The following is a 22075-nucleotide window of genomic DNA, read 5'->3' as shown; positions in this document are numbered from 1 at the left end:
TCAGTCGGCTGTATCGGAGCCGGGGTCGCGATCGGGGTCGGCGGCGCGGGCGCGTTGCAGTTCGTCGCGGTTGCGGGTGGAGTAGAAGTCCTGCAGCCAGCGGCGGCTGACGTCGCCCCGGTAGCGCCGCCAGGAGCGGATGTCGCTGAGTAGGCGGGCGAAGTCGACGGCTACACCGGCGGTGTGCAGTTGGCGCACGGCCGAGGGAAGGTGGCGGTGCAGCCCGGTGGCGCTCTGGCGGGTGAGCAGGTTGAGGCGGGTCTCGGCGGCGCTTTCGCGTATGCCGCGGGAGGTGCCGGCGGCTACCGCGTCGGCGAAGGCGCGTCCCAGGCTGGTGCCGTAGCGCGCGGTTTTCGGTGCGAGGTGGGCGTGGTGGTCGGGGGCGGGGGGGCCGGCGGGGCGGTCGCTGTCGTGGGTGAGGGCGACCATGGCGGCCACGGCGTAGTAGGCCCGCTGCTCTTCGACATCGCTCAGGATGCGGTCGTCGAGCAGGGGCGCGACGATGCGGTGCATGCGCTCGAGGCGGTCCATGGGTTTGCCCAGCCCGCTGCGCAGCGCCGCGCGGGTCCCGCGGTCCTCGGCGCAACGCTGGCCTATGCGGTGGACGAAGGTGCGGGCGGCGCGCATCCGCGCCGAGGGCTCGCGGCGGGCGTTTCCCGGCGCGGAGTCGGGGGGTGGTGCGGTGCGGGTCACGATGTCTTCTTCTCCTTCGTCTTCTTGGGCCGGCCGCCGTGCAGCTCGATGCGGGCGGCCTCGCGGGCCCGGGCCCCGCGCACGCCGGCGGCGGCCGTGTCGGTGACGGCGTCGTAGGCCTCGGAGGCCAGGCGGTGGAACGTCGGGGCCGCCTCGTGCCAGGAGCGCTGGCGCAGGTGGGTCCAGAACGCGGTCTCGGCCGCGCTCCAGTAGCGGGCGGCGGCCTGATGAGCCCAGGCGCAGTCGCCGAGCTTGGTCTTGCCGGCGTAGAGAGCCCAGGCGCGGCGTGTGGCCGTCTCCAGGCGGTATCCCGCGCGTTCGGCGATCAGGCGCAGGCGCCCGACCTGGCGGGCCGCGTCGATGTCCTGGTCGCGGCGCTCCATGAGGTCGAGTAGGGGCGGGGTGGAGGCGGCGACGAACTGGCGGTCCTTGGCCTGGCCGTCCTGGTCGAAGCCCAGCGCGCGGATGCGCAGGGTGGCGGTGTCGGTCTCGGCCAGCAGCTCGGTCGCCGTGGTCAGGATCGCCGGGCGCTGGGGGCGGGAGGCCCCGGGCGGATCGTTGAGGACCAGAGCGTCCAGGTCGCGCCAAAGGTCCCGGTCGGCATCGGCCGGGCGGGGATAGCGGTTGCCCTCCTTGCTGGACTGCCAGATGCAGAAGGGGTCGTCGCGGGCGATCTTGGCGCGGTAGGCCCAGGTGACGTAAGCGTCGGCGGTGTGGGCTCCACGGGTGTCGGGCACCAGCAGCAGGGCGTGCTGGGCGCGGGCGGTCAGTCCCGAGCACGGGCCGGTGATCTCGGGCGGAGCCTCCAGCGGGTCGGGCAGCGATTCCCACTCCCAGGGGCACCGGTCCGTGGCGGGATCGACCGCACCGCCGGGTTCGGGAATGCCGGCCAGCAGGGTCTCGAACAGACTGGCTCCCTCGGGGTGGTAGGACAGGGTGCTGCGCAGCGGACCCGCGGTGGTATTGCCGGCGCGGGTGCCGTCCACGGCGCGGGTGGAGCAGGTGCCCGAGGCGCCGTAGTAGCGCCACACCAGCAGGTGCAGCAGCGCTTGGCCGGAGTCGAGGGGCACCGGCCGGTGGGAGTCGGTTCGGGTGAACCAGGCGTGGTTGCCGCCGGAGGGGCGGGTGGCGACGAGCTTGTCCACACTCGAGGTCTTCGGGCACTCCTTTTTCAGGCGCGGATCCTGCAGGAAGGGCCATTGCGGGTGGTAGAGCCAGAACCGGTCGGCGTGGGCGTCGAAGTAGGCGTCGATCGCCGCAGGGTCGAAACGGCCCGCGTCCAGGACGGCGAAACGGCGGTCGCTCCAGCCCTGGGCACGGTCGAGGCGGGTGGTGCGGGCGGTGAGCGCGTAGGCCACTCGCAGCAGGCCGGCCTCGGCGGGCGGGACGGTGACGGCCAGGCCGGCGATTTCGTGGGCGCGTGCCAGCAACTCGCGCAGGCCCACCCGGGCGGGGCGCTGGCCGGTCGGCACGCTCGCCAGCCAGCGCACCGGCACCCACGGCTGCGTGCGCAGGTCGAAGAGGGGATCCAGCGCCATTACGCCTCCCAGTTATCCACTAGAGTCGTGCGAATGGGTCCCCGCAGGTCAGCGGGGGTGAGCCGTGGCTGTGCTGCAAAAGGCCGCCACTTCGGCCCCTACGCCCCGCGCGAGCGGGGGTGAGCCCGTTCCCCCTGCGGGGGAACGGTGCGACCACGGTAGCGAGTGGCTCTGCTGTAAGTCTTGAAAACGGGATTATTCGCGGTGCAATCCGATATCGGACATCGTCAGGACCCGTTGGCCGATTCGGCACTGCCACCGGTCGTCCTCGGCTCCCGGGTGCAGGCGCAGCAGCGCGAGTGCGGCGGCGCTCGGACGCCGGCTCCAGGACGCGGGCGGTTCGCAGTCGTCGCCGTGGCCGGTCAGCCAGGTGCCGGGCACCGGCATGCTGTGGGCGATGATCTCGGCGGTCGCGGCGGTGGTGAGGTCGCCGCGGGGAAGGCGTCGGTCGCCGGCCGGGTCCAGTGTGAGAGTCCCATCGGGCTGGGTGTAGGCGCACACCACGCGCTGGGAGTCGGCGCCCAGGCGGGTGGTGACCAAGGTGTCGTCGACGGTGGCGCCGTCGTTGCTCAGCTTGGCCAGATCGCCGACGTCGGCAGGGGCGGGGATCGCGGTCACCTGCGCAAGTTGCTGTTCGGCCAGCACCCCGGCGTCACGTTGGGCGTCGAGCATGCGCTGCTGCTGGCGCTGGGCGGCGTCGTCGAGTCGGTCGGCGAAGTCGTCGGAGTAGACGGCGTCGACCAGGGATTGGACGTCCTCGGGCACCCGGACGGGGCGGCCTTCGCGCTCGTGGAGCAGGCGGCGGGTGCGTGCCAGCAGCCCGGGGTCGTGGATCGCTCCCCAGGCACGGGGGATGCTGAGCCGGTCGTGGCGGTCGGCGGGCTCGAGCACGCTCAGGCGCGGGCGCAATCCCATGGCCGCGGCGCGGTCGGCGCGGGTGTGGCGCATGCACCGGCCGGCGCGCTGCAAGAGTTGGGCGAGTGCGGCCAGGTCGGTGATGACGTGGTCGAAGTCGAGGTCGAGGGACTGCTCGACGATGGACGTGGCCACCAGCACCGCGCCGCAGGGGCGGCGGCCGGGCGCGTCGTCCTCGGTGGGTTTGCCGAAGGCGTGTTCGACCCGGGCGGTGATCTCGTCGCGCCGCCAGGCCGGATACCGCGAGTGCAGCAGGAGGAGATCGCCGCGCTGGTTGAGGTCGGCAAGCACGGTCTGCAGGTAGCGGTGGGTGTTCTGGGCTTCTTCCACGGTGGTGCAGCACACGAGGGTGCAGCCGCCCGCGCGCACGTCCGGTTCCAGTAGCTCTGCCAGGGCGCGGCGCCGCGAGCCGGCCGCGACCGGGGCGGTGATCTGGTGGGTGTCCCAGGCCACAGGACGGGTGGAGACCTCCAGCAGCCGCGGGCGGCTGCTGGCGACCTGCCGTTCCGCGGGGGCCGTTTGGGCGGCGCCGTCGACATAGATCCATCCCGGATAGCGCGGTCGCACCGGGAGCGGGGCGGTGAGCCCGCGGCCGCGGCGGTAGGCCTCGACCAGGGAGGAGGCCGAGCGCCCGGTCAGGGTGGCGGAGAGCAGCACCACCGGGGCGCCCAAGGCGCCCAGCCACTCCAGAAGCCGCACGAGCAGGCTGTGCATCCAGGGCCCGTAGGCGTGGGCCTCGTCGACGATGAAGACCTTGGTGGACAGCCCCAGCAGGCGCAGCACGTTGAACCGCACCGGCAGTACGCCACTCAGCGCCTGGTCGATGGTGCCCACCGCCAGGGGCGCGAGGATGCCGCGTTTGCCCGTGCGCAGCCATTCCCCTGCTGCGGTGCGGGTGGCGGCGTCGTCGCTGATGGTGTCGTCGGGTTCGTGGCCCTCAGGGGCAGGGGCGGTTTCCAACCACGCCATGCTGTGCAGCAGGGTCATCGCCGCATTGCCGCCGATGTTGGCCTCCACATAGGTGCGCACGCGTTGGCGCATGGCGGTGGCGGTGGCCATGGTCGGCAGGGCGAAGTACAGGCCCCCGGCGCCGGAGCGGCGCGCCAGCACCGAGGCGGCGAACAGTGCCGCTTCGGTCTTGCCGTCGCCGGTGGGAGCGGTGATCATGAGCAGGCCCGGGTCGTCGCTCACCAGGTCGGGCAGTTCCCGGTCCAGGCTGGCCTGGAGCTCGTTGGGCTCCCTGATGCGCGGGAACTGTTTGCCGAAGGGGGCCGGGGACGGGCGTGCGCGGCCCAGACGGGCCTGGGACACCACGCCGGGGGCATCGGCGACGATCTGCTTCCAGTGGGCGCGCAGCTGCGCACGGCTGCCCGACCAACCGGAGGCGGGAAAGCGCGCGCGGATCGTGTGTGCTTGGCTGGCCAGCCAGTCGGCCACGACGGTGAGCCCGGCGAGCACGGTGGCGACCTCGCCCGACAGCGCCCCCGTGGGAATGTCGTGCGCTTCGGTCAGGTCGGCGAGGACTCGGGTGTGGGCGCGGCGCTGCTCGTCCCATCCGCTCTGCCCGAGTCCCGGCTGCCAGCTGGTGGCCGCGGCGAGTCGGCGGGGGTGTAGGGCGACGGGAAAGCATCCGTGGTGTCCGCCGAGCATCTGGGCGATCTGGTGGGACAGCGATCGCGCGAGTGGCCGTGTCGCGGGGTAGCCGAGGTCGGGCAGCACGGCACTCAGCGTCCACTGGGTGGCCGCCGAATGGGTCAGCGGTTCGCCGTGGGCCCCCTCGGCGCCTGAATACCGCACGTCACTCTGCAGGCGCGCGTACTCGTTGGGCAATTGGGCCTGGAAAGGCGGCGTGATTTTCCCGAGGTCGTGCAGTCCGGCCCAGAAAATCACCAATGTCCGTGCGGCAGAGACGTTTACCCCCATGCGGGCGGCGATGCGCTGACGGGCTCGTGCGCTCAGTACGGTGTCCCATAGGGCGCCGGCGATGGCAGCGGTGTCCAGGAGGTGGCAGATCAGCGGGTAGGGGCCGGGGAGGCCGCGCTCTTTTCCCCACAGGCGCGTATCGATGGGGGGCTGCTCCGGCGCGAACATGCAAGGGCCGGGCATGTCGTCGTCGCTCATGACGCAAGGGGTATCACCGGCCTCGGACAATCCGGGTCGCATGCGCGAGACTTACTTTCAGAAGAACGCAGCACTCCTGGAAAGGAAAGGGACATGCGCACCCATATCCCCTGCGCCAGCACAACTGGTTCTGATAACAAAACGGCATCGGACTTATAGGCCCGCAGGTCGCGAAGTGTGCGCCCCGCGCAAGCGGGGGTGAGCCGTAGTCGTGGGCGGACAGGATGCCGTCGGCGGAGTGCGCCCCGCGCAAGCGGGGGTGAGCCGGCAACATCGGAAACCGCTGCGCGCGTTTCACCGTGCGCCCCGCGCAAGCGGGGGTGAGCCGTGGTGTTTCGACCAGGCTAAGGCCGGAAAGGCGTGCGCCCCGCGCAAGCGGGGGTGAGCCGCTGCGGGTTTGGGCGGTGCCCTCGCGCTGCATCGTGCGCCCCGCGCAAGCGGGGGTGAGCCGTACCGGCGCCAGTCCACGCTGGCCGACACCGGGTGCGCCCCGCGCAAGCGGGGGTGAGCCGTCGTCAGCCAGGTCCGCCTGCTCGGCGAGCACGTGCGCCCCGCGCAAGCGGGGGTGAGCCGGTCGCGCACCACGGCTGGTTCTGCGACCACTCGTGCGCCCCGCGCAAGCGGGGGTGAGCCAGCAGGAGGCGCTGGCCGTCGGGACAGAGCAGCAGTGCGCCCCGCGCAAGCGGGGGTGAGCCGGCGCCGACCGGTCAGGGGCAGCCCTTGTGCTGGTGCGCCCCGCGCAAGCGGGGGTGAGCCGTCCCCGAAGTACGTGAACGCGCGGCTGCTGGAGTGCGCCCCGCGCAAGCGGGGGTGAGCCGTTCTCAACAGCCTTGATCACCTCACCGTCTCCGTGCGCCCCGCGCAAGCGGGGGTGAGCCGGCGCCGGTCCGGTTCGTCATCGAATCCGTGTAGTGCGCCCCGCGCAAGCGGGGGTGAGCCCACTCATAGTGCCTAGGTGTGATGAATCGGGACGTGCGCCCCGCGCAAGCGGGGGTGAGCCGATACGGCTGCTCCGGGGTCGTTCCGTTCATGGGTGCGCCCCGCGCAATCGGGGGTGAGCCGGTGGTGCGCTCGGGCGTGATCACCGTCTTCTCGTGCGCCCCGCGCAAGCGGGGGTGAGCCCAGCGACGGGCTGCGCGCCTACAACAGCGCGGGGTGCGCCCCGCGCAAGCGGGGGTGAGCCGCCGCCGCGGGGTCCGGTCGGGACGGGGGCGCCGTGCGCCCCGCGCAAGCGGGGGTGAGCCGCTGTGGTGGGATGATCCGCCGCTGTACGGGCAGTGCGCCCCGCGCAAGCGGGGGTGAGCCGCCTCGACGTTCGCCATCCGATGTCATGGACGCGTGCGCCCCGCGCAAGCGGGGGTGAGCCGTGCTCTGCCTCTTCTCTGCTCTGTGTCTTGGAGTGCGCCCCGCGCAAGCGGGGGTGAGCCGGAGGGCGCCGGTCACCTGGAATGGGACGTCTCGTGCGCCCCGCGCAACCGGGGGTGAGCCGTCGGGCCGCGGAGTGGACCGGTTGTCACCGGCGTGCGCCCCGCGCAAGCGGGGGTGAGCCGCAGCCACGCGAAGAACCGGCAGAAGACCCTTCGTGCGCCCCGCGCAAGCGGGGGTGAGCCGACTGGCCGTGTAGCCGCGCACCGAGTCCGGGGGTGCGCCCCGCGCAAGCGGGGGTGAGCCGTCCGGCGAACTGCGCGAGCTGCTGAAGATCTCGTGCGCCCCGCGCAAGCGGGGGTGATCCGGGGTCTCGCGGGCCACCGTCTCGCGCGCCCTGGTGCGCCCCGCGCAAGCGGGGGTGAGCCAGCGCTGATTCGGTATACGCTCCACGACGCCCCGGCCGCAGTTTTTCACTTCGGCGAATAGGTCGACGGGGAGGCCGACTCCTTGCAAGGCTCTACGGTACGGGTCCGACGACGAGGCGATCGATGCTCCGTCGGTGCTCGGATGTTGGGGACGGGCCCGGCACACGGTGGCATCAACCGGTACAGCGACACCAATTCGGGGCTAGAAAACACCAGTTCACGGCACTCCCCGGCATTTCACGGCCCCCGCGCAGCGTACTTTTAATCAGTAGGTTCCGGGTTCGAGCCCCGGGCGGCCTACCCGTTTTTCCAGGTCAGATGCCTAATGGCTCCCCGGCTTGGCGAGTGTCGACGGCCAGGTTGCTCCGTCGGTGCTCTTATCGCGCGAACGTGTCGAATGCGCAGGTCAGCGGCCTTCCGGGCACCTGTTGGCTGCCCGAGAATCCATGACTTCTCCGGTCCCGCTGGAGCCATGCGGAGCACCCGGCACGTTCCGGCAGAAACGTCCCGCAATCAATAGCCAGGGCGCCCCGCCCGGGTGGGTCTCCCGCGCATCAGTCACGCGCTGACCCCCCTCCCCTCATCCACCAGCGGAGTCGTTCTTCGCCCTCGCCTGCGAATGTCCCACGCTGTCTCTACGCTTCGGTCCATGACCGTTACAGCTCTCCATCGCGCTGTCGGTGCGGCCCCCGGGGTCTCCGATTGACGACCTCCTCGCTGCCGCTCCGGTCTGAGGTTGTCGCGGCACGGAAGTGAGGGGGACACGGGTAGTCCAGGCGACCACCCCGGGGCTCCGTGTCTCGGCTTGGGCTGCCACTATCCCGCTGGCGCCACCTGATGATGGGTCACCGGGGCAGACCACGTCGGAGCCGAAACCGGATGTCGGGGTGTCCGTGCTCGCGGTCATCGGATGATGAGCGCGCCGACGATGGGCAGCAGGCGTTGCCCGTTCTGAGGCCCAGCTTCCGGCGAGCTCGGGGAGGATCTGGTTGGTGGAGCTGATGTCGACGCCGGCTCGTTCCATCCTGCCCAGAGCGATGTCGTCGGCGTCCGTGGTCATGGAGCCGCCGGCGTCGGCGATGACCTGAACCCGGTAGCCCTGCTCCAGCGCAGTGAGGGCGGGAAAGACGGTGCGGACGTCGTTGGTGACGCCGGCCAGGATGAGGTTGCGGCGGCCGGTGGCCGCGACGGCGTCGGCGAACGCCGGGTCGTGCATGGCGTTGAGCGCTCCTGGCGGCGGATCCGTTTGGCGTGCGCGTCCGGGGTGACCTCGGCGAGGTCCCGCTGGCCCGATCGGTCGGGTCGGCGAACGCCGGGGCTACAGAATCTCGGTGCGGTACCGGGCGGCGAGGTCGGCGGCTTTGTCCCGCCGCGCCCTCTGTTCGTCCTCGGTGAGATTCGGCGGTACGGAATCCGTGCTTTCCACCCGATCGGCGACCTGCAGAAAGTACTCCTCCTGCCCGGCAGGGGTGCACATGCACAGCATTCGCGCCGGGGCCTCAGAGACGTTGCGGAAGAAGTGCGGCGCGTTCGCGGGGATGTTGACGGTCTCACCGGCCCCCACGCGTACGCTTTCGCCCCGGAAGATGAACTCCAGTTCCCCCTCGAGCAGCGTGAACATCTCCTCGAAGTCGTGTCGGTGCGGCGGCGGCCCTCCGCCGGGTGGAATCCGCATGTCGATGAGGCAGTACCGCCCGCTGGTTTGCTCACCGCTGATCAGGATCGAGTAGACGTTCCCGGCCAGCGCGATATGCCGGACGTCACCGGCCGCTCGCCCCGCTACCACCATCTGCCGCGCCGGATCGTCCGGGGGGACCGCCCCATCCGCGGTGCTCGCCATCATCACGTTCTCCCTTCGCCACGCCCTCACATCCCGACGTGGTCGAATCCAATGACAAAATCAAGTGGTTGTCAACCATTTGATATAGTGTTCGCAGACTAGATCACGCGGAGACGACAGGGGAAGCTCGGTGGCCCAGGACTTCAGTCAGCGTCTGCCATACATGGCACGCATGATCGGCAACACGCTCGGGCAACAGCTCGAACAGGCGCTGCGCCACTTCTCGCTGACCCACGCCCAGCTTGCCGCGCTGGCACAGCTTGGTCTCGCACACCCCGAACCGCTCACCGGCACCCGGCTGGCCCATCGCGCAGGCGTTACACCCCAAGCCATGTCCAACGCCGTCAGCGACCTCCAGGACCGCGGGCTGGTCGCCCGCCAAGCGAACCCGAACCACGGCCGCGTCCTCGACGTCACCATCACCGGCGATGGCAGGGACCTGCTCGACCGCGCCCAGGTAGCCGCCAAAAGCGTGGAGGACCGCGCCATGTCCGCACTGACACCCGCACAGGAGCACCAGCTCAAAGAGCTCCTTCGCACGGTCATGGTGACGCTGGACCTCTACCTGCCCGACACGGGCCACAACCGCTGACGACGCTTGAGGCGGCCGGCGTCGCTGGTACCGGCCCTCGTCGAGGCTTGTTAAAACCGTGCGCCGAGACCGCCGCGCGAGCGCCCCCGAAAGAACTGCCACACGACGCCTCGCTGCGGAGTGCCGAGCTCAGGATCGATGGCGACGGGCTCGGAGCGGATGCGTGCCACACAGTAATGCACCGCTGTCCTTCCCGCCTGGCCGGCACCGAGCACTTGGCCGATGAGAAGGGCGCCACCGCGCCCGCCTTCCTGGCCCGCGCCAGAGTCTTCTTCGCCGTGCACGGCATCGCCCACATCCACCGCGTGGTCACCGACAACGGGGCCTGCTAGCGCTCGGCCGCCTTTTCGTGCGTGGTCGCCTCCCGAAGCATCGCCGGACGAAGTCGTTCCCGCCCCGGAACAACGGCGAGGTCGAGCGCTACCAGCGGATCGTGGCCGAGGAGGTCCTCTACGCCCGGCCCAACGACAGCGAGGAAGAGCGCGCCAGGTGACCGGTGAGGTGGAACGTGCTACTGTTCCTTGCATGTACATGGAACATTCCGGGGAAGGGGCGTCGGTGGTCAACAGTGTGAGCGCGGCTTGGTCCCAGGTGACGGCGACCGTCACCGCAATGGACGCAGCGCTGAGTAAATGGCTGATGGAGACGTACGGTGTGGGCCTTGCCGATTATCGGGCGCTGCTTCATTTGAGCAGGGCTTCGGACCGAGAGTTGCGGCTCAACGACCTCGCTCGCAAGGTCGGCCTGAACCAGAGTTCCGTGACCCGGCTGGTGGAGCGACTGGAGCGCAAGGAGCTGATCTTCCGCGACACCTGCCCGGATGACGGTCGGGGTGTCTATGCGGTGATGACCGATCAAGGCATGGGCGCCGTCGACGCGATCCGCGACCCCTACGAGGGCAAGGTTCGCGAGCTGTTGCAGAACGCGACCGAGGATTATCCGGAACTCGGTCACGGCGACCTGGGCCGCGCTTTCGAGGTCATCGGTTCACTCATCCGCTGAACGGGCCGGTTCGGCGCGTCGATACGCGGATAGCTTTGTCGTCAGATAGTTGCATGTACATATAAATATTCACAGGGGCGAAGGAGAGGGATGACAACCAGAGTCGACGTCTTCGTGGACTACGTATGCCCGTTCTGCTTCCTCATCGGGGACGCCGTCGGGAACTCCGGCGACGACGCGACGTGGAGGTCGACATGCGGCCCTTCGAGTTGAGGCCGGATCCGTTGCCCACGCTCAGGACCGAGGACGGCTACCTGCCCGGGGTGTGGAACGCGTCCGTCTATCCGATGGCGCGGCGGATGGGTGGACGTTTCACTGCCGACGGTCTCCCCGCAGCCGCGCAGCGACAAGGCGTTCCTGATCCTGCAGTTGGGGCGGAACGCGGCGTGGGCGACGCGTACTCCGACGCGATGTTCCGCGCCTTCTTCCAGCAGGACCGGAACATCGGCGAAGACGCGGTCGTCATCGACGTCGCCGAGTCCGTGGGGCTGGATCGTGGTGACGTCATCGCCGCATTCACCGATGAAGACCGGCGCCGGCGTGCGGACCAGGAGTACGCCGTAGCCACCGTCGGGGTCTCCGCGGTCCCCGCCTTCAGAGTCGACGGTCGGCTCGCTCACGGCGATGGCTTCCCACGGGTTGAAGAACCTGGTCGGAACCTCGCTTCTGGCTACGGGCGAACCCTGCGGACTCTGTTACCGCTTCGCCGTCGAGCGGGAAGTCGACGCCGCCTATTGCGCGGTCGACCGCGAAGCGGCCGCTGAATGGGGAGTCGACTACCGCGCGAGCTATCGGCCCTCGGGGATCTCCGACGGCAAACTCGACGGCCTGGTGCACAGAGTCCCCGTCGCGCGGGGCACGGAACCCTTCGCGCGGTACCTGCGGGGAAACGCAAACCGTTCGGGCACAATCACGCATTCATCGAAAGGAACACCATGAGTTGGCTTTATCTGGGCGTCGCCGTCGTCTTCGAGGCCGCCGTCGGCATCGCCGCGAGCAAGGCACAAGGCTTCACGAAGCTGTGGTGGACGATCGGAACCCTTGCCAGTGGCGCGATAGCCACGTTCTTCCTCAGCCTTGCGCTGCTGACCTTCGACGTGGGCGTCGGCTACGCCATCTGGACCAGCGTCGCCGGCGTCGGAATCGTCATCGTAGGAGCGCTCTTCCTCAACCAGCAACTGACCTGGAGGAAAGGCCTCGGAATCGCGATCGTCATCGGAGGGGTTATCGGGCTCCAGCTCAGCGGAGCCGCATAACCCGAATACCCGAATCCCAAACTGAAAGGACCATTGCGATGACCTCTACCACCACCCAGAACACGGATGCCAAGACGAAGACGTTTGCCTGGCTGGTCCTGCTGCTGGCCGGGGCCTTCGAGGTCGGCTATGCGCTGAGCGTGGCCGGCAGTTCCGGGTTCACCACCCTGGGCTGGTCCGTCTCCGCCGTCGTCTTCTTTCTGCTGACCCTGTTCTGCCTCAGCGTGGCCCTCAAGGCCATCGACGTCGGCATCGGCTACGCCGTGTGGGCCGGCATCGGAGCGGTCGGTGCCGCACTCTTGGGGCCGGTCTTCTTCGACGAGGTCCTGACCCCGATCCGCGCCTTCTGGCTGGCGGTCATCATCGGCGGCGTCATCTGGCTCAAGCTGGCCGACAGCCCCAAGTGGCAGCGCGACTCGACCGAGGCGTAGTACGTCGGATCGACGCCGTGAGGAGCAGGACCGCAACACACGCCCGCGGTGTGCTCGGCGAGAGCCTTCGCGGGCGCATCCTCTCCCCGTCCTCGTGTCCCTCCACCCCGGTCGGTCGGTCGGGAGCAAAGGCGTGCCGGGCGCGATCGACGACAGCCCGGGGTATCCGAGGGCTGCCGGGACTCGAGTGAACACATTCGTCAGGAGACCCGCCGCACCTGCGATCCGGGGTCGGCGCTCCGGAGGGTTTGCGCTGCGGCTCGATGGCTAGGCATGGGTTGGACAGCGGCGCAGTAGACCAGTGGAGGGCAGCCATGCGCGCAGTCACCGTCACCCCCGGTCGCGAGGACCCCTTGAAGGTGCGCGAGCTGCCCGACCCCGAGCCGGGGCCGGGGGAGATGCTGGTGCAGGGCCTCGCCGTAGGGGTGTGCGGGACCGACCGGGAGATCCTCTCGGGAGGCCACGGCGCCCTGCCGGAGGGCCGCGAGTGGCTCGTGCTGGGCCACGAGTCGCTCGGCCGGGTCCGCCGGGCCCCCGAGGGCAGCGGGTTCGCCGAGGGCGACGTGGCGGTGGGTGTGGTGCGCCGCCCCGACCCGGTGCCGTGCGGGGCGTGCGCGCGCGGCGAGTTCGACATGTGCCGCAACGGCCGCTACACCGAGCGGGGCATCAAGGGGATCGACGGGTACGGCGCTCAGGCATGGTCGGTGGACCCCGATTACGCGGTCAAGCTCGACTCCCGCCTGGAGCGCGTGGGGGTGCTCATGGAGCCCACCACCGTGGTCGCCAAGGCCTGGGAGCAGATCGAGCGGGTGGGCGAGCGCTCCTGGTTCGAGCCCCGCCGCGTCCTGGTCACCGGGGCCGGGCCCATCGGCATGCTGGCGGCGCTGCTCGGTCGGCAGCGGGGCCTGGACGTGCACGTGCTCGACCGCGTCACCGAGGGCCCCAAGCCTCTGCTGGCGCGCGACCTGGGTGCGGAGTACCACTCCGAGGACATCGAGCAGGTGATGGACAAGATCGCCCCCGACGTCGTCGTCGAGGCGACCGGCGCCGCCCGCCTCGTCTTCGAGGCGATGGCGGGCACCGCCTCCTACGGCATCGTCTGCCTCACCGGCGTCTCGCCGGCCGGCCGCCGGATCACCGTCGACGCGGGCAGCCTCAACCGCGACATCGTGCTGGAGAACGACGCGGTGATCGGCTCGGTCAACGCCAACCTGCGCCATTACCGCCAGGCGGCCGATGCCCTGGCCGCCGCCGACGAGTCGTGGTTGGAGCGCCTCATCACCCGCCGGGTCCCCGTGGCGCGTGCGGCGGAGGCGTACACGCCGCAGTCGGGCGATATCAAGACGGTGGTCGCCCTCGACCCCTCCGCCGAGTGACCGGCGAGCGCGCGGCGCCGAGTCCCGAGCGGTCGCCTCCGGGCGCCGTGTCTGCCGCTTGCGAGCGCCGCAACCCGTATCCGGCTGCAGCCGGCGTTAGCTACAGCGCACCCCGGAGGGTCAGCCCACCGGGCGCGCCCGCAGCCCGTCGAGGCAGGTCGCGGTGATCGGGCCGGCCAGGCGGGCCAGATCCACCGAGGGGTCGACGAGCCATTGCAGCAGGCACCCCTCGATTGCGGCGACGACGACGGCGGCCTCCGGCTCGCCCAGCCCCGGCCGCAGGGCGCCCTCGCTGCCGCCGCGCCGCAGCAGTTCGGCCACCAGCGTGCGGTACTCGCGGTAGACGGCGGCGATGTCGAACGCCGGCGGGGGCGGGCCGGCCTCGCCGGTGCGGCGCGCGGCGCCCCCTGCGCTCCACAGGTCCAGCATCACGGCGGTGAGGTCGGGCTCGGCCGCGAGCATGGCGACCGCACCCTCCACCAGTGCGGCGAGCGCTTCGTCGGCGGGCCGGTCGCCGCTCCGCGCGTCGGCGAGGACCTGCGCGGAGCGCTGCGCGATCCGCTCGAAGCCGGCCGCCAGCAGCGCCTCGCGCCCCTCGAAGTAGAGATAGACGCTGCCCTTGGCGATGCCGGCCTCGGCGGCGACGTCCTCGATCCGTGTGGCGGCGTAGCCGCGGCGCGCGAAGACGCGCACGGCGGCGTCCAGGATGTCCTCGCGGCGGGCGGCGCGGTCGACCCGTTTCGGCGCCATCAGGCCCCTTCCCCATAGTGGCGGTACCGAACTCGATGATCGCCCCGGGGATCCGGGCGCCCCTCGGCGGGTACCGGTCAGGGCGTGTCGTCGGCGAAACGCCCGCCGGGCGTCGCGGCCGGTACGGCTGGGCCCTCCCCGGGCACCAGGTGGCCCAGGAGCAGCTTGATCAGGCCCACCGGCGCCAGCCAGGCGACCTGCGGCGGCACGGAAAGCAGTGCGAGCGCCGCGGCGATGCCCAGCGTCGCCGCGGCGAAGGCGGCCGGGCGGCGCAGGTCCGGGCCGGTCAGTTCCACGACGACGGCTGCGGCGAGGGTGAGCGCGTAGACCGCCGCCGCGTCGGCCCAACCGAAGCCCGGAACGGCCCAGGCGACCGCAGCCGGCTGGAGGTGCATCGCGACGAAGCCGAGCCGGTGGCGTGCGCCCCGGCCCGGACCGTGGAAGCGGCGCTTGGCGGAGGCTGTGGCGTTGGCGACCGCGCCGCCGAAGTAGTCGAAGGCCACGAGGGCGGCGACGGCGACGGCGAGCCCCGTCCAGCCGGCCGCTGCGCCCGCTGCGAGCACCGCTGCGGCGCCGGTGCCGGCGGCGGCGAAGGTCAGCGCGATCTCGCCCGCACCGGCCTGCGGAGCCACCATCGCGTCGGCGATCCGGCGCATCGCACGCCTGCCGCCGCCCCCGCCCGAGGCGCTCCCTGGAGCCGCGCGCCCGGCGACCGGGCTGGGCGGCTCGTTCCGTGCGGTCGTTCCCGTGCTGTCCGCCTCGGTGTCCATCGCAACAGCCCTCCTATTTTTGACTGACTGGTCAGTCATAATAATTCCATGAGGGCACCCGGTCAACAACCCTTCGCGGTGCGGCCGGAGCCGCCGGCCCGTCCCGCGGGCCTTCGCACGGCGCGCACGAAGCCTGTACCGCGATCGGTTCAGGGCTCTGCCCAGGTGGAGGCGCCGCACCCGAGGCCCGACGAGGCAGGGGAGGCGGAAGCGCACGTCGGGCGGATGCCGGGCGGCCGCACCCCGCGGCGGAGCGCTCGGCGTCGACCGGTTCAGGGTCGCGGTCAGGGGAGTGCCAGGGGCGTTCCCGATGGGAAATCGCGCGGTGAAGGGGCACGCTGGAAGCATGAACGACAACACCGGAAGCAAGAAACTGCGCCGCAGCCGCCATCAGCGGATCCTCACGGGCGTGAGCGGCGGCATCGGCGAGTTCGTCGGCGTCGACCCCAACATCGTCCGCGTGGTCTTCGTGGCCCTCACGATCTTCGGTGCCGGGACCGCGGTCCTGCTCTACATCGCCGCCTGGCTCGTGATGCCCGAGGAGGACGGCGAGGACTCGATGCTCGAACACATCATCCGCAACTTCCAGGGCAAGAAGTCCGACCTGTGATGTGGTCGCTGCGCGCACGACCGGACTTCGTCGCGAGGCTCCCCCGAGCCCTCGACCAGGGCGAGGGGGAACCGACCGGGCCGCGACCGGAGCCGACCGCCCGCCGCGGGCCGGAGCGGGCCGCGGCAGCGGGGGCGCCCGAGAGCTCGGCGGACGGCGCTCCCGCCTGACGGCGGCGCGCTGCCGCGCCGCCGTCAGCCGACCGCCGGTTCCGGCGTGTTCATGAGTTCGATCGCGCTGCGCGAGATCCGGGACCAGTGGACGGCAAGCCACAGCGCGGTCAGCATGCCGACCGCGCCGGCGGAGATGATGACCACCTGCGTGCCGGCGATCTCCACCAGCAGGCTCGCGAGCGCGATACCGATGCCCTGGGCCGCTTGCAGGCCGGCCGCCACCAGGCCGAACGCCAGTCCGCGCCCCTCGCCGGGGACGCACAGTACGAACGCCGCGTTGGCGACGATCTGGTAGGACGCCGCCGCACCCGAGAGCACCATCAGCGCGATCATCCCCCACAGCGGTGGATCGGCCAGCCAGAGCAGCAGCGGTGCCGACGCCGTCACGGACAGCGGGCCGAGCAGATGCATGCGGGTCGTCGGGTTGATCAGCCGCGTCAGCACGAAGCCGCCGATCACGGCCCCGAACGACGGCGCGGCCATGATGAACCCGGCCGCCGTGGCACCGCCGCCCGCTTCGTCGGCCAGGGGGTTGGCCAGCCCGTAGGGCATCATGTAGAGCCCGGCGAGCCACGCGAACAAGCCCAGCGTGCGCAGTCGGGAGTCGCCGAAGACGAGCCGCGTGCCGTCGCGGGTGACCTGCCAGAGCGAGGGCCGGGCGTCGGGGTTCCGATGCGGGGCGGGCCGGCGGCGCACTCCGGCGCAGACGATGGCGGCCGACACCAGGAACGTCAGCCCGTTGTACATCACGGCGGAGTCGGCGCCGACGACAGCGACGACCCAGCCGCCGGCTGCCAACCCCACCAGCGTTCCGGCCTGGGAGGTCAGCTGGAAGATGGCCGAGCCCGCGACGTAGCGCTCGCCCTGAACGATCTCGGTCATCAGCGCTGCGCGTGCCGCCCCGAAGGGCACCAGCGGCATGGTGGACAGGAACAGCAGCGTCCAGATCGCCCAGATCGGCAGTCCCGGGATGCCCATCGCGGCCACCATCACCGCGCGGATCACGTCGCAGACCACGAGGACGCGGCGGCGCGGGAACAGGTCCGCCAGGCCTGACAGCAGGGGACCGCCGATGACCTGCGGGATGTAGGTGAGTGCGAGGGTTATGCCGGCGGCCAGGGCCGAGGACGTCTTCTGGTAGACGAGCACGGTTATGGCGACGTTGAGCAGGAAGTTGCCGGTGGTCGCCAGCGCGTGGGCCGACCACAGGGCCCTGTACTCGGGCACCTTGAGGACCTCGCGGTACCCGTGCCGCCAGTCCGAGAGGGGCTCGGGTGCGTCGTCGCCTCCGGACTCGGAGGCGCCTCCGGGGGGTCCGGGGGAGTCGGGCGTCCCGGGGGCCGAGGGACCTGCGGGCGCGGCGGCCCCGGAGGGGTCGGGGTCGGCGACAGCAGCGGGGGCGGGATCTCCGGAAGGCGCGGGCGCGGCCGTTTCGGCCCCGGCTCCGGAGTCGGATTCAGGGTGCGGTGGGTTCGCCTGTCCGCGGGTCTGAGGGGGGACGCGTGCTCCGCGGTTGTCCGTGTGCGGATCGCCCACTCGGCGACTCCCTTACTGATAACGAAGGTGTCACTCTAAGTCGTTGGTCGATGACCTACCGTTCCTGATGTGTGCGCTTTTCCGCAAGTCGTTCGCGCCTATTCGTTTCTGTTTCGTTGTAGCCCTTAGGTCCGCGCAGCGGATTCATGTGCCGGAAGTGCCGTTTTCGTCGGGTAATGCCCGGGTGAAGTCGGCGGTCGGGAGGAAGCGCAGCGTAATCGGGTGGGAAGTGCACGGGGTTTCACCCCCAGCCGAGCTCGTGCAGGCGGTCGTCGTCGATGCCGAAGTGATGGGCGATCTCGTGCACGACGGTGATGCGGACCTCCTCGACGACCTCCTCGGGCGTCGAGCACACGGTGCAGATCTCCCGCCAGTAGATCGATATCCGATCGGGCAGGACCCCGAAGTAGGCGTCGCCCCGCTCGGTCAGCGGCACGCCCTCGTACAAGCCGAGCAGACCGGGCTCGGGCGGGTCCTCGGCGACCGTGATCACGACGTTGTCCATGTAGCCGGTCAGGTTCTCGGGAATGGTGTCGAGGGCGTCTGCGACAAGCTCCTCGAACCGTGCGCGCGTCAGTTCCACCACGCATCGCATTGTGCGCCATCGGGCAGCGGGCGACGAGTCCGATACCGGCCGCCGCGCCGGGCGGACGCGGGCCCGGCCCGCAGGCGCCGCCGCGCGGCAGCGGGCCCGGCGTCGGCGGCACGCGCGCACGTGCATGATGGGGAGGTGTTGTCGAGCGTGAGATCCCGTCTGGCAGAGGCCGTGCGAGCCGCCCCCGCCCGGTTCTCCCGCGTGCGCCGGGGCCGCACCTGGCGCTACGGCGCCGTGGTGGCGGCCGCACTTCTGGGCGGCTGGCTCGGGCTGACCCTCGGAGGCCAGATCGTGGCGCCCATCGGTCCCGCCGACGTGGAGTTCAGCGTCAGCCCCGACTTCGACGGCAAGACGGTCGTGGACGTCTCACCGCTGGGCAAGCTCGAGTTCGACACGCACACCGGCCCCCTGAGCTTCCGGGCCTCCATCTCCGAGATCCGGCTGTCGGCGACCCGGGAGATGTTCCAGAACCCCGCGGCCATCGACCGCATGGCCGACAGCATCGGCGACGAGCTGCGCAGCGGTGTCATCCGGCTGTTCGTGCAGGCGGTCGCGGCCGCGGTCGCGGGTGCGGGCGTCACCGCGCTGATCCTGCTCCGCGACTGGCGGCGGGCCGGGATGAGCTCGGCGACGGCGCTCCTCGTGCTCGCCGGCGCGGGCGGGCTCAGTGCCGCCACGTTCAACCCTGCCGCCATCGCCGAGCCCCGCTACACCGGCTTGCTGGCGGGCGCGCCCCAGGTGGTGGGCAGCGCCGAAAGCGTCGTCAGCCGGTTCTCGCGCTACCGCGAGCAGCTCGCGAGCCTTGTGGGCAACGTCTCCCAGCTCTACGAGGCGACCTCGGCGCTGCCGGTCTATGAGGACGACGCCGACACCATCCGCGTGCTGCACGTCAGCGACCTGCACCTCAACCCGGCGGGATGGAACGTCGTCCGGTCCCTGAGCGGGCAGTTCCAGGTGGACCTCGTCGTCGACACCGGCGACATCACCGACCGCGGCAGCGCGGCCGAGGACGTCTTCGCCGACGACATCGGGACCCTGGACGTCCCCTACGTATGGGTGCGCGGCAACCACGACTCGATGGGCACCCAGCGTGCGGTGCAGGAACAGGACAACGCCGTCGTCCTGGACGACGAAGTCCAGCGGGTCGGCGGGATCGTCTTCTACGGTGCGGGCGACCCCCGTTTCACCCCCGACAAGGCGCTGGACAACCCGACCGGCGGCGAGCTCGCCGCGATCGGCGCCGAGCAGATGCCGGCGGTCGAGGACCACGAGCCGCCGGTCGACGTCGCGGTGTTCCACGACCCGCGCCAGGGCCAGGCCTTCAGCGGCCGGGTCCCGCTGGTGCTGGCCGGAGACGCCCAGAGCCGCTGGACGGAGCAGCAGGGCACGGGCACGCGCTTCATCGTGCAGGGCTCGACCGGCGGCGCCGGGCTGCGCGCGCTGGACGGCGACTCCGACGAACCCACGCCCTACCAGGCCTCGGTGCTGTACTTCGACGCCGAGTCCAAGCGCCTCCAGGCCTGGGACGACGTCACCCTCGGCGGACTCGGCCTGTCGTCGGCGCAGATCGAGCGGCACATCGCCGAGAACCCGGACCGCGAGATCACCCCGCCCACCTCCACACCCCAGGCGCCCACGCCCCCCACTCCGTCGTCGCCCGGTACACCCGCCTCGGGCGAGACGGGCCCCACGCAGACGCCGGCCGCCCGCCCGCAGGAGTCGGAGCCCGAGCCGGAGGGCTCGCCGGGATGAGACCCCCGAGCCCTTGGGCCCTCTGTCGCCCGCGGGAGGCGCGGGAGGGCCCCGGACGGCGCCCGGCGAACCGCTTTGGCACCGCGGTGGAATCTCCCCTATGCTTGGTCCGTCCCCGACGGCTGGCGAAGTGGGAATGACGGCCGCGTTCGTCGTCGAGGCCCCCATCGTCTAGTGGCCTAGGACGCCGCCCTTTCAAGGCGGTAACGCCGGTTCGAATCCGGTTGGGGGTACGGCTCCGGTCAAAGCACTGCCGAAGGTCTGGCAGAATGAGACGCGGAGAGCGGAACGCGATGATCCCGATGAATCGGACATCTTCGAACCGTGCGACAACAGAACACGTCACGAGGTCCTGTGGAGCAGCTAGGAGTGCTCGCCACCCTGTCAAGGTGGAGGCCGCGGGTTCAAATCCCGTCAGGACCGCCTCGCACACCGCTTGGTGTGCCTGGCCAGGTAGCTCAGTTGGTACGAGCGTCCGCCTGAAAAGCGGAAGGTCGGCGGTTCGACCCCGTCCCTGGCCACACAGTCTGAGCAGTGCGAAAGCCCGGAGCCGAAGAGGCGCCGGGCTTTTTTAGCGGCACCATGACAGCAACGGTCTTCGGCGGCCGCTGCTATGCGGGGGTTGGGCCGGCTCGCCGGCGGGGCCGGGTGCGGACGTTCTTCGGGGGCCGGCCGGAGGCGTTCGGCGGGTTCAGTCGCGGTTCGAGGCGGTGCCCGTTCCGGTGTCGGCGTCCCGCGCGGCGGCCCTGGTTGAGATGGTGGACTGACCGAGGCGGCGCATGGCCGAGAACAGGGCTTCGCCGAGGAGGGTCCCCACGATCATCGCCTCGGCCGTGCTCTCGCGGTCGGTGAACCCGGAGAGGGAGGCCAGGTCGACCTCGGCGACCTGCATGGCGGCGGCCGCGTACACGTCGAGGAACAGGTCGAGCTGGTCGCCCTGCCCCAGCTTGCGGAAGGTGGCCATCACCTCGGCGATGTCGCGGACGTAGGGGATCTCGGGACTGTGCGCGTAGCCGTGCCGCCGCAGGAGCTCGCTCGCTTCGTCCAGGGTCTCCTCGTCCGGGTCGGCCGTTCCGGAGCCGACGCGTTCGGCGAAGGTCCGAGACAGCACGCCGAGCAGGCCGTCGAGATCGCGGTCGGGGGAGTCGACCTCGGCCATCAGCTCCCGGACCGTGCTGACGGGCAGCTTGCCGACGTCGATCATCGTGCGCACCAGGCGCAGCCGCTTCAGGTGGGTGTCCGTGTAGTGCACCTGGTTGGTGTGGGTGCGTTCGCCCGCAGGTAGCAGCCGTTCGCGCACGTAGTACTTCACCGTCGGCACCGGGACGCCGGACTTCCTGCTCAGCTCGCCGATACGCACGCGCCTTTTCTACCCCAGGCTGCGGTGGAGCCGCCAATCGCGTGCCGACGACCGATGCCCTGACTATTGATAGTAGTACTATCGATAGTTATATTATCGGCATGACAATCGAACGCAGCAGCGAAGAGGCGGCACCCGCCGGTCCGAAGGGCGGCGCCCGGCGCCGCAGGCGGCGGCGTGTCGTGCTCGGAGTCGTCACGGTGCTCAGCCTCGGCACCCTCGCCGCCATCGTCCTGCCCTATCTGGGCTTCGACCCCGAGGACTCCAAGGCCCGCCTCCGGGAGGACGTGCCGTTCCACTTCCCATTGCTGATGACGCACCTCCTCACCGGCAGCGTGGCCCTGCTGCTCGGTCCGCTTCAGTTCTTCGGTCCGATCCGGCGGCGGGCGCCGCGGGCCCACCGGCTGATCGGCCGGGTGTACCTGCTGGCCGGGGTCGTGCCGTCCGGGATCGCCGGGTTCGGCGTCGCGCTTCTGACCAGGGAGGGGCCGGTGGCGGGGGCGGGGTTCGCTCTGCTCAGCGTCTTCTGGCTGGTCAGTGCCGGTTGCGGGTACGCAGCAGTGCGCCGCCGCGACTTCCGCGCCCACGAGCGCTGGATGCGCCGCAACTTCGCCGCCACCTTCGCCGCGGTCACGCTGCGGGCCTGGCTGGGGCTGCTCATCTTCGCGCAGCTGCCCCTCTTGGAACCGGTGTACAGCGGGGAGTTCGACGCCCTCTTCAGCGTGGCCTACACGGCGGCCGCATGGCTGTGCTGGGTGCCCAACGTGCTGCTGATCGAGTGGTGGGTCCGGACGAATGGGCGGGCGCCGGTCGGCGGGAAGGCGGCGGTCCGGCCCGCGTGAGCCGCCGGCGGCCCTCGTCTCGCCTGCGTGGTCCGGAGGGCGCCGACAGCCGGACCTGCACGCGCATTGGTGGCCGCCCGGCGGCGTCGCCGAAGCGGTGGGGCATGCGTTCCACCCGCACACGCCTGAC

General features: G+C 70.9%; 20 protein-coding genes, 3 tRNA genes, 1 pseudogene and 1 CRISPR repeat array. Of the genes and pseudogenes, 14 read left to right on the top strand and 10 right to left on the bottom strand.

Features of this window, described 5'->3' with window-relative positions; genetic code table 11:
• From casB to RM446_RS01730, 5 genes are all read right to left on the bottom strand, one after another.
• The gene (casB, locus tag RM446_RS01750; protein WP_311543254.1) at nt 1-693 is read right to left on the bottom strand and encodes a type I-E CRISPR-associated protein Cse2/CasB; all 693 of its coding nucleotides are present in this window, start codon (nt 691-693) and stop codon (nt 1-3) included.
• Entirely contained in the window at nt 690-2231 is a 1542-nt protein-coding gene (gene casA, locus RM446_RS01745; protein ID WP_311543253.1) for a type I-E CRISPR-associated protein Cse1/CasA, read from the bottom strand. The genes casB and casA overlap by 4 nt, the downstream gene beginning before the upstream one ends.
• Nucleotides 2232-2426: 195 nt before the next feature.
• Nucleotides 2427-5267, bottom strand: coding sequence for a CRISPR-associated helicase Cas3' (gene cas3 / locus RM446_RS01740; RefSeq protein ID WP_311543252.1), 2841 nt, complete (start codon nt 5265-5267; stop codon nt 2427-2429).
• A 177-nt stretch (nt 5268-5444) separates the two neighbouring features.
• A CRISPR array of direct repeats spans nt 5445-7061; the repeat unit is 29 nt; unit sequence GTGCGCCCCGCGCAAGCGGGGGTGAGCCG.
• A gap of 579 nt (nt 7062-7640) precedes the next feature.
• Nucleotides 7641-8276 carry an isochorismatase family protein gene (locus RM446_RS01735; RefSeq protein ID WP_311543251.1) on the bottom strand — a complete coding sequence of 212 codons (636 nt, stop codon included), beginning with the start codon at nt 8274-8276 and terminating at the stop codon, nt 7641-7643.
• A gap of 102 nt (nt 8277-8378) precedes the next feature.
• Nucleotides 8379-8903 carry a cupin domain-containing protein gene (locus RM446_RS01730; RefSeq protein WP_311543250.1) on the bottom strand — a complete coding sequence of 175 codons (525 nt, stop codon included), beginning with the start codon at nt 8901-8903 and terminating at the stop codon, nt 8379-8381.
• 160 nt (nt 8904-9063) lie between these two features.
• Between RM446_RS01730 and RM446_RS01725 the strand changes: the two genes are divergently transcribed.
• The 8 genes and pseudogenes from RM446_RS01725 to RM446_RS01695 all read left to right on the top strand — a co-directional run bounded on the left by RM446_RS01725 (nt 9064) and on the right by RM446_RS01695 (nt 13557).
• Entirely contained in the window at nt 9064-9492 is a 429-nt protein-coding gene (locus RM446_RS01725) for a MarR family winged helix-turn-helix transcriptional regulator (RefSeq protein WP_311543249.1), read from the top strand.
• A 191-nt stretch (nt 9493-9683) separates the two neighbouring features.
• Nucleotides 9684-9822 (top strand): annotated as a pseudogene (locus RM446_RS24815) (IS481 family transposase); the annotation flags it as partial.
• A gap of 19 nt (nt 9823-9841) precedes the next feature.
• A complete protein-coding gene (locus RM446_RS24810; protein WP_398694262.1) occupies nt 9842-9985 on the top strand; it encodes a hypothetical protein in 144 nt (47 codons plus the stop codon).
• Between the two features lie 32 nt (nt 9986-10017).
• Nucleotides 10018-10494, top strand: a complete 477-nt coding sequence (locus RM446_RS01715) for a MarR family winged helix-turn-helix transcriptional regulator (RefSeq protein ID WP_311543248.1) — start codon at nt 10018-10020, stop codon at nt 10492-10494.
• Between the two features lie 125 nt (nt 10495-10619).
• A complete protein-coding gene (locus RM446_RS24805) occupies nt 10620-11258 on the top strand; it encodes a DsbA family oxidoreductase (RefSeq protein WP_398694260.1) in 639 nt (212 codons plus the stop codon).
• A 171-nt stretch (nt 11259-11429) separates the two neighbouring features.
• On the top strand, nt 11430-11750 hold the full coding sequence (locus RM446_RS01705; RefSeq protein ID WP_311543246.1) for a DMT family transporter: 321 nt from the start codon (nt 11430-11432) through the stop codon (nt 11748-11750).
• A 38-nt stretch (nt 11751-11788) separates the two neighbouring features.
• A complete protein-coding gene (locus RM446_RS01700) occupies nt 11789-12181 on the top strand; it encodes a DMT family transporter (RefSeq protein WP_311543245.1) in 393 nt (130 codons plus the stop codon).
• 314 nt (nt 12182-12495) lie between these two features.
• Nucleotides 12496-13557 carry a glucose 1-dehydrogenase gene (locus RM446_RS01695; protein ID WP_311543243.1) on the top strand — a complete coding sequence of 354 codons (1062 nt, stop codon included), beginning with the start codon at nt 12496-12498 and terminating at the stop codon, nt 13555-13557.
• 120 nt (nt 13558-13677) lie between these two features.
• On the opposite strand, the gene RM446_RS01690 is transcribed toward RM446_RS01695, so the two are convergent.
• Complete coding sequence (locus RM446_RS01690) at nt 13678-14307, bottom strand: TetR/AcrR family transcriptional regulator (RefSeq protein ID WP_311543242.1); 630 nt, start codon at nt 14305-14307, stop codon at nt 13678-13680.
• Nucleotides 14308-14384: 77 nt separating this feature from the next.
• Nucleotides 14385-15077 (bottom strand): hypothetical protein, encoded by a 693-nt coding sequence (locus RM446_RS01685; RefSeq protein ID WP_311543241.1) that lies wholly within the window; start codon nt 15075-15077, stop codon nt 14385-14387.
• Between the two features lie 346 nt (nt 15078-15423).
• Between RM446_RS01685 and RM446_RS01680 the strand changes: the two genes are divergently transcribed.
• Complete coding sequence (locus tag RM446_RS01680; protein WP_311543240.1) at nt 15424-15687, top strand: PspC domain-containing protein; 264 nt, start codon at nt 15424-15426, stop codon at nt 15685-15687.
• 194 nt (nt 15688-15881) lie between these two features.
• On the opposite strand, the gene RM446_RS01675 is transcribed toward RM446_RS01680, so the two are convergent.
• Together RM446_RS01675 and RM446_RS01670 are read right to left on the bottom strand one after the other, a co-directional pair.
• Nucleotides 15882-17396 (bottom strand): MFS transporter, encoded by a 1515-nt coding sequence (locus RM446_RS01675; RefSeq protein ID WP_311543239.1) that lies wholly within the window; start codon nt 17394-17396, stop codon nt 15882-15884.
• A 241-nt stretch (nt 17397-17637) separates the two neighbouring features.
• Nucleotides 17638-17991 carry a metallopeptidase family protein gene (locus RM446_RS01670; protein WP_311543238.1) on the bottom strand — a complete coding sequence of 118 codons (354 nt, stop codon included), beginning with the start codon at nt 17989-17991 and terminating at the stop codon, nt 17638-17640.
• A gap of 147 nt (nt 17992-18138) precedes the next feature.
• On the opposite strand from RM446_RS01670, the gene RM446_RS01665 reads away from it, so the two are divergent.
• The 4 genes from RM446_RS01665 (at nt 18139) to RM446_RS01650 (ending at nt 20264) form a co-directional block, all read left to right on the top strand.
• Nucleotides 18139-19743, top strand: coding sequence for a metallophosphoesterase family protein (locus tag RM446_RS01665; RefSeq protein WP_398694256.1), 1605 nt, complete (start codon nt 18139-18141; stop codon nt 19741-19743).
• 160 nt (nt 19744-19903) lie between these two features.
• Nucleotides 19904-19976 (top strand) — tRNA-Glu (locus RM446_RS01660).
• Between the two features lie 115 nt (nt 19977-20091).
• Nucleotides 20092-20166 (top strand) — tRNA-Asp (locus RM446_RS01655).
• Nucleotides 20167-20190: 24 nt separating this feature from the next.
• A tRNA-Phe gene (locus tag RM446_RS01650) sits at nt 20191-20264 on the top strand.
• A gap of 170 nt (nt 20265-20434) precedes the next feature.
• Here RM446_RS01650 and RM446_RS01645 read toward each other — a convergent pair.
• Nucleotides 20435-21103: a MerR family transcriptional regulator gene (locus tag RM446_RS01645; protein ID WP_311543237.1), complete on the bottom strand. Its 669-nt coding sequence runs from the start codon at nt 21101-21103 to the stop codon at nt 20435-20437.
• A 101-nt stretch (nt 21104-21204) separates the two neighbouring features.
• On the opposite strand from RM446_RS01645, the gene RM446_RS01640 reads away from it, so the two are divergent.
• A complete protein-coding gene (locus RM446_RS01640) occupies nt 21205-21945 on the top strand; it encodes a DUF2306 domain-containing protein (protein WP_311543236.1) in 741 nt (246 codons plus the stop codon).
• Nucleotides 21946-22075 lie beyond the last annotated feature (130 nt).

Source organism: Streptomonospora wellingtoniae (assembly GCF_031845375.1).
GTDB classification, from domain to species: domain Bacteria; phylum Actinomycetota; class Actinomycetes; order Streptosporangiales; family Streptosporangiaceae; genus Streptomonospora; species Streptomonospora wellingtoniae.
This window is presented reverse-complemented; position numbering and strand designations above follow the sequence as displayed.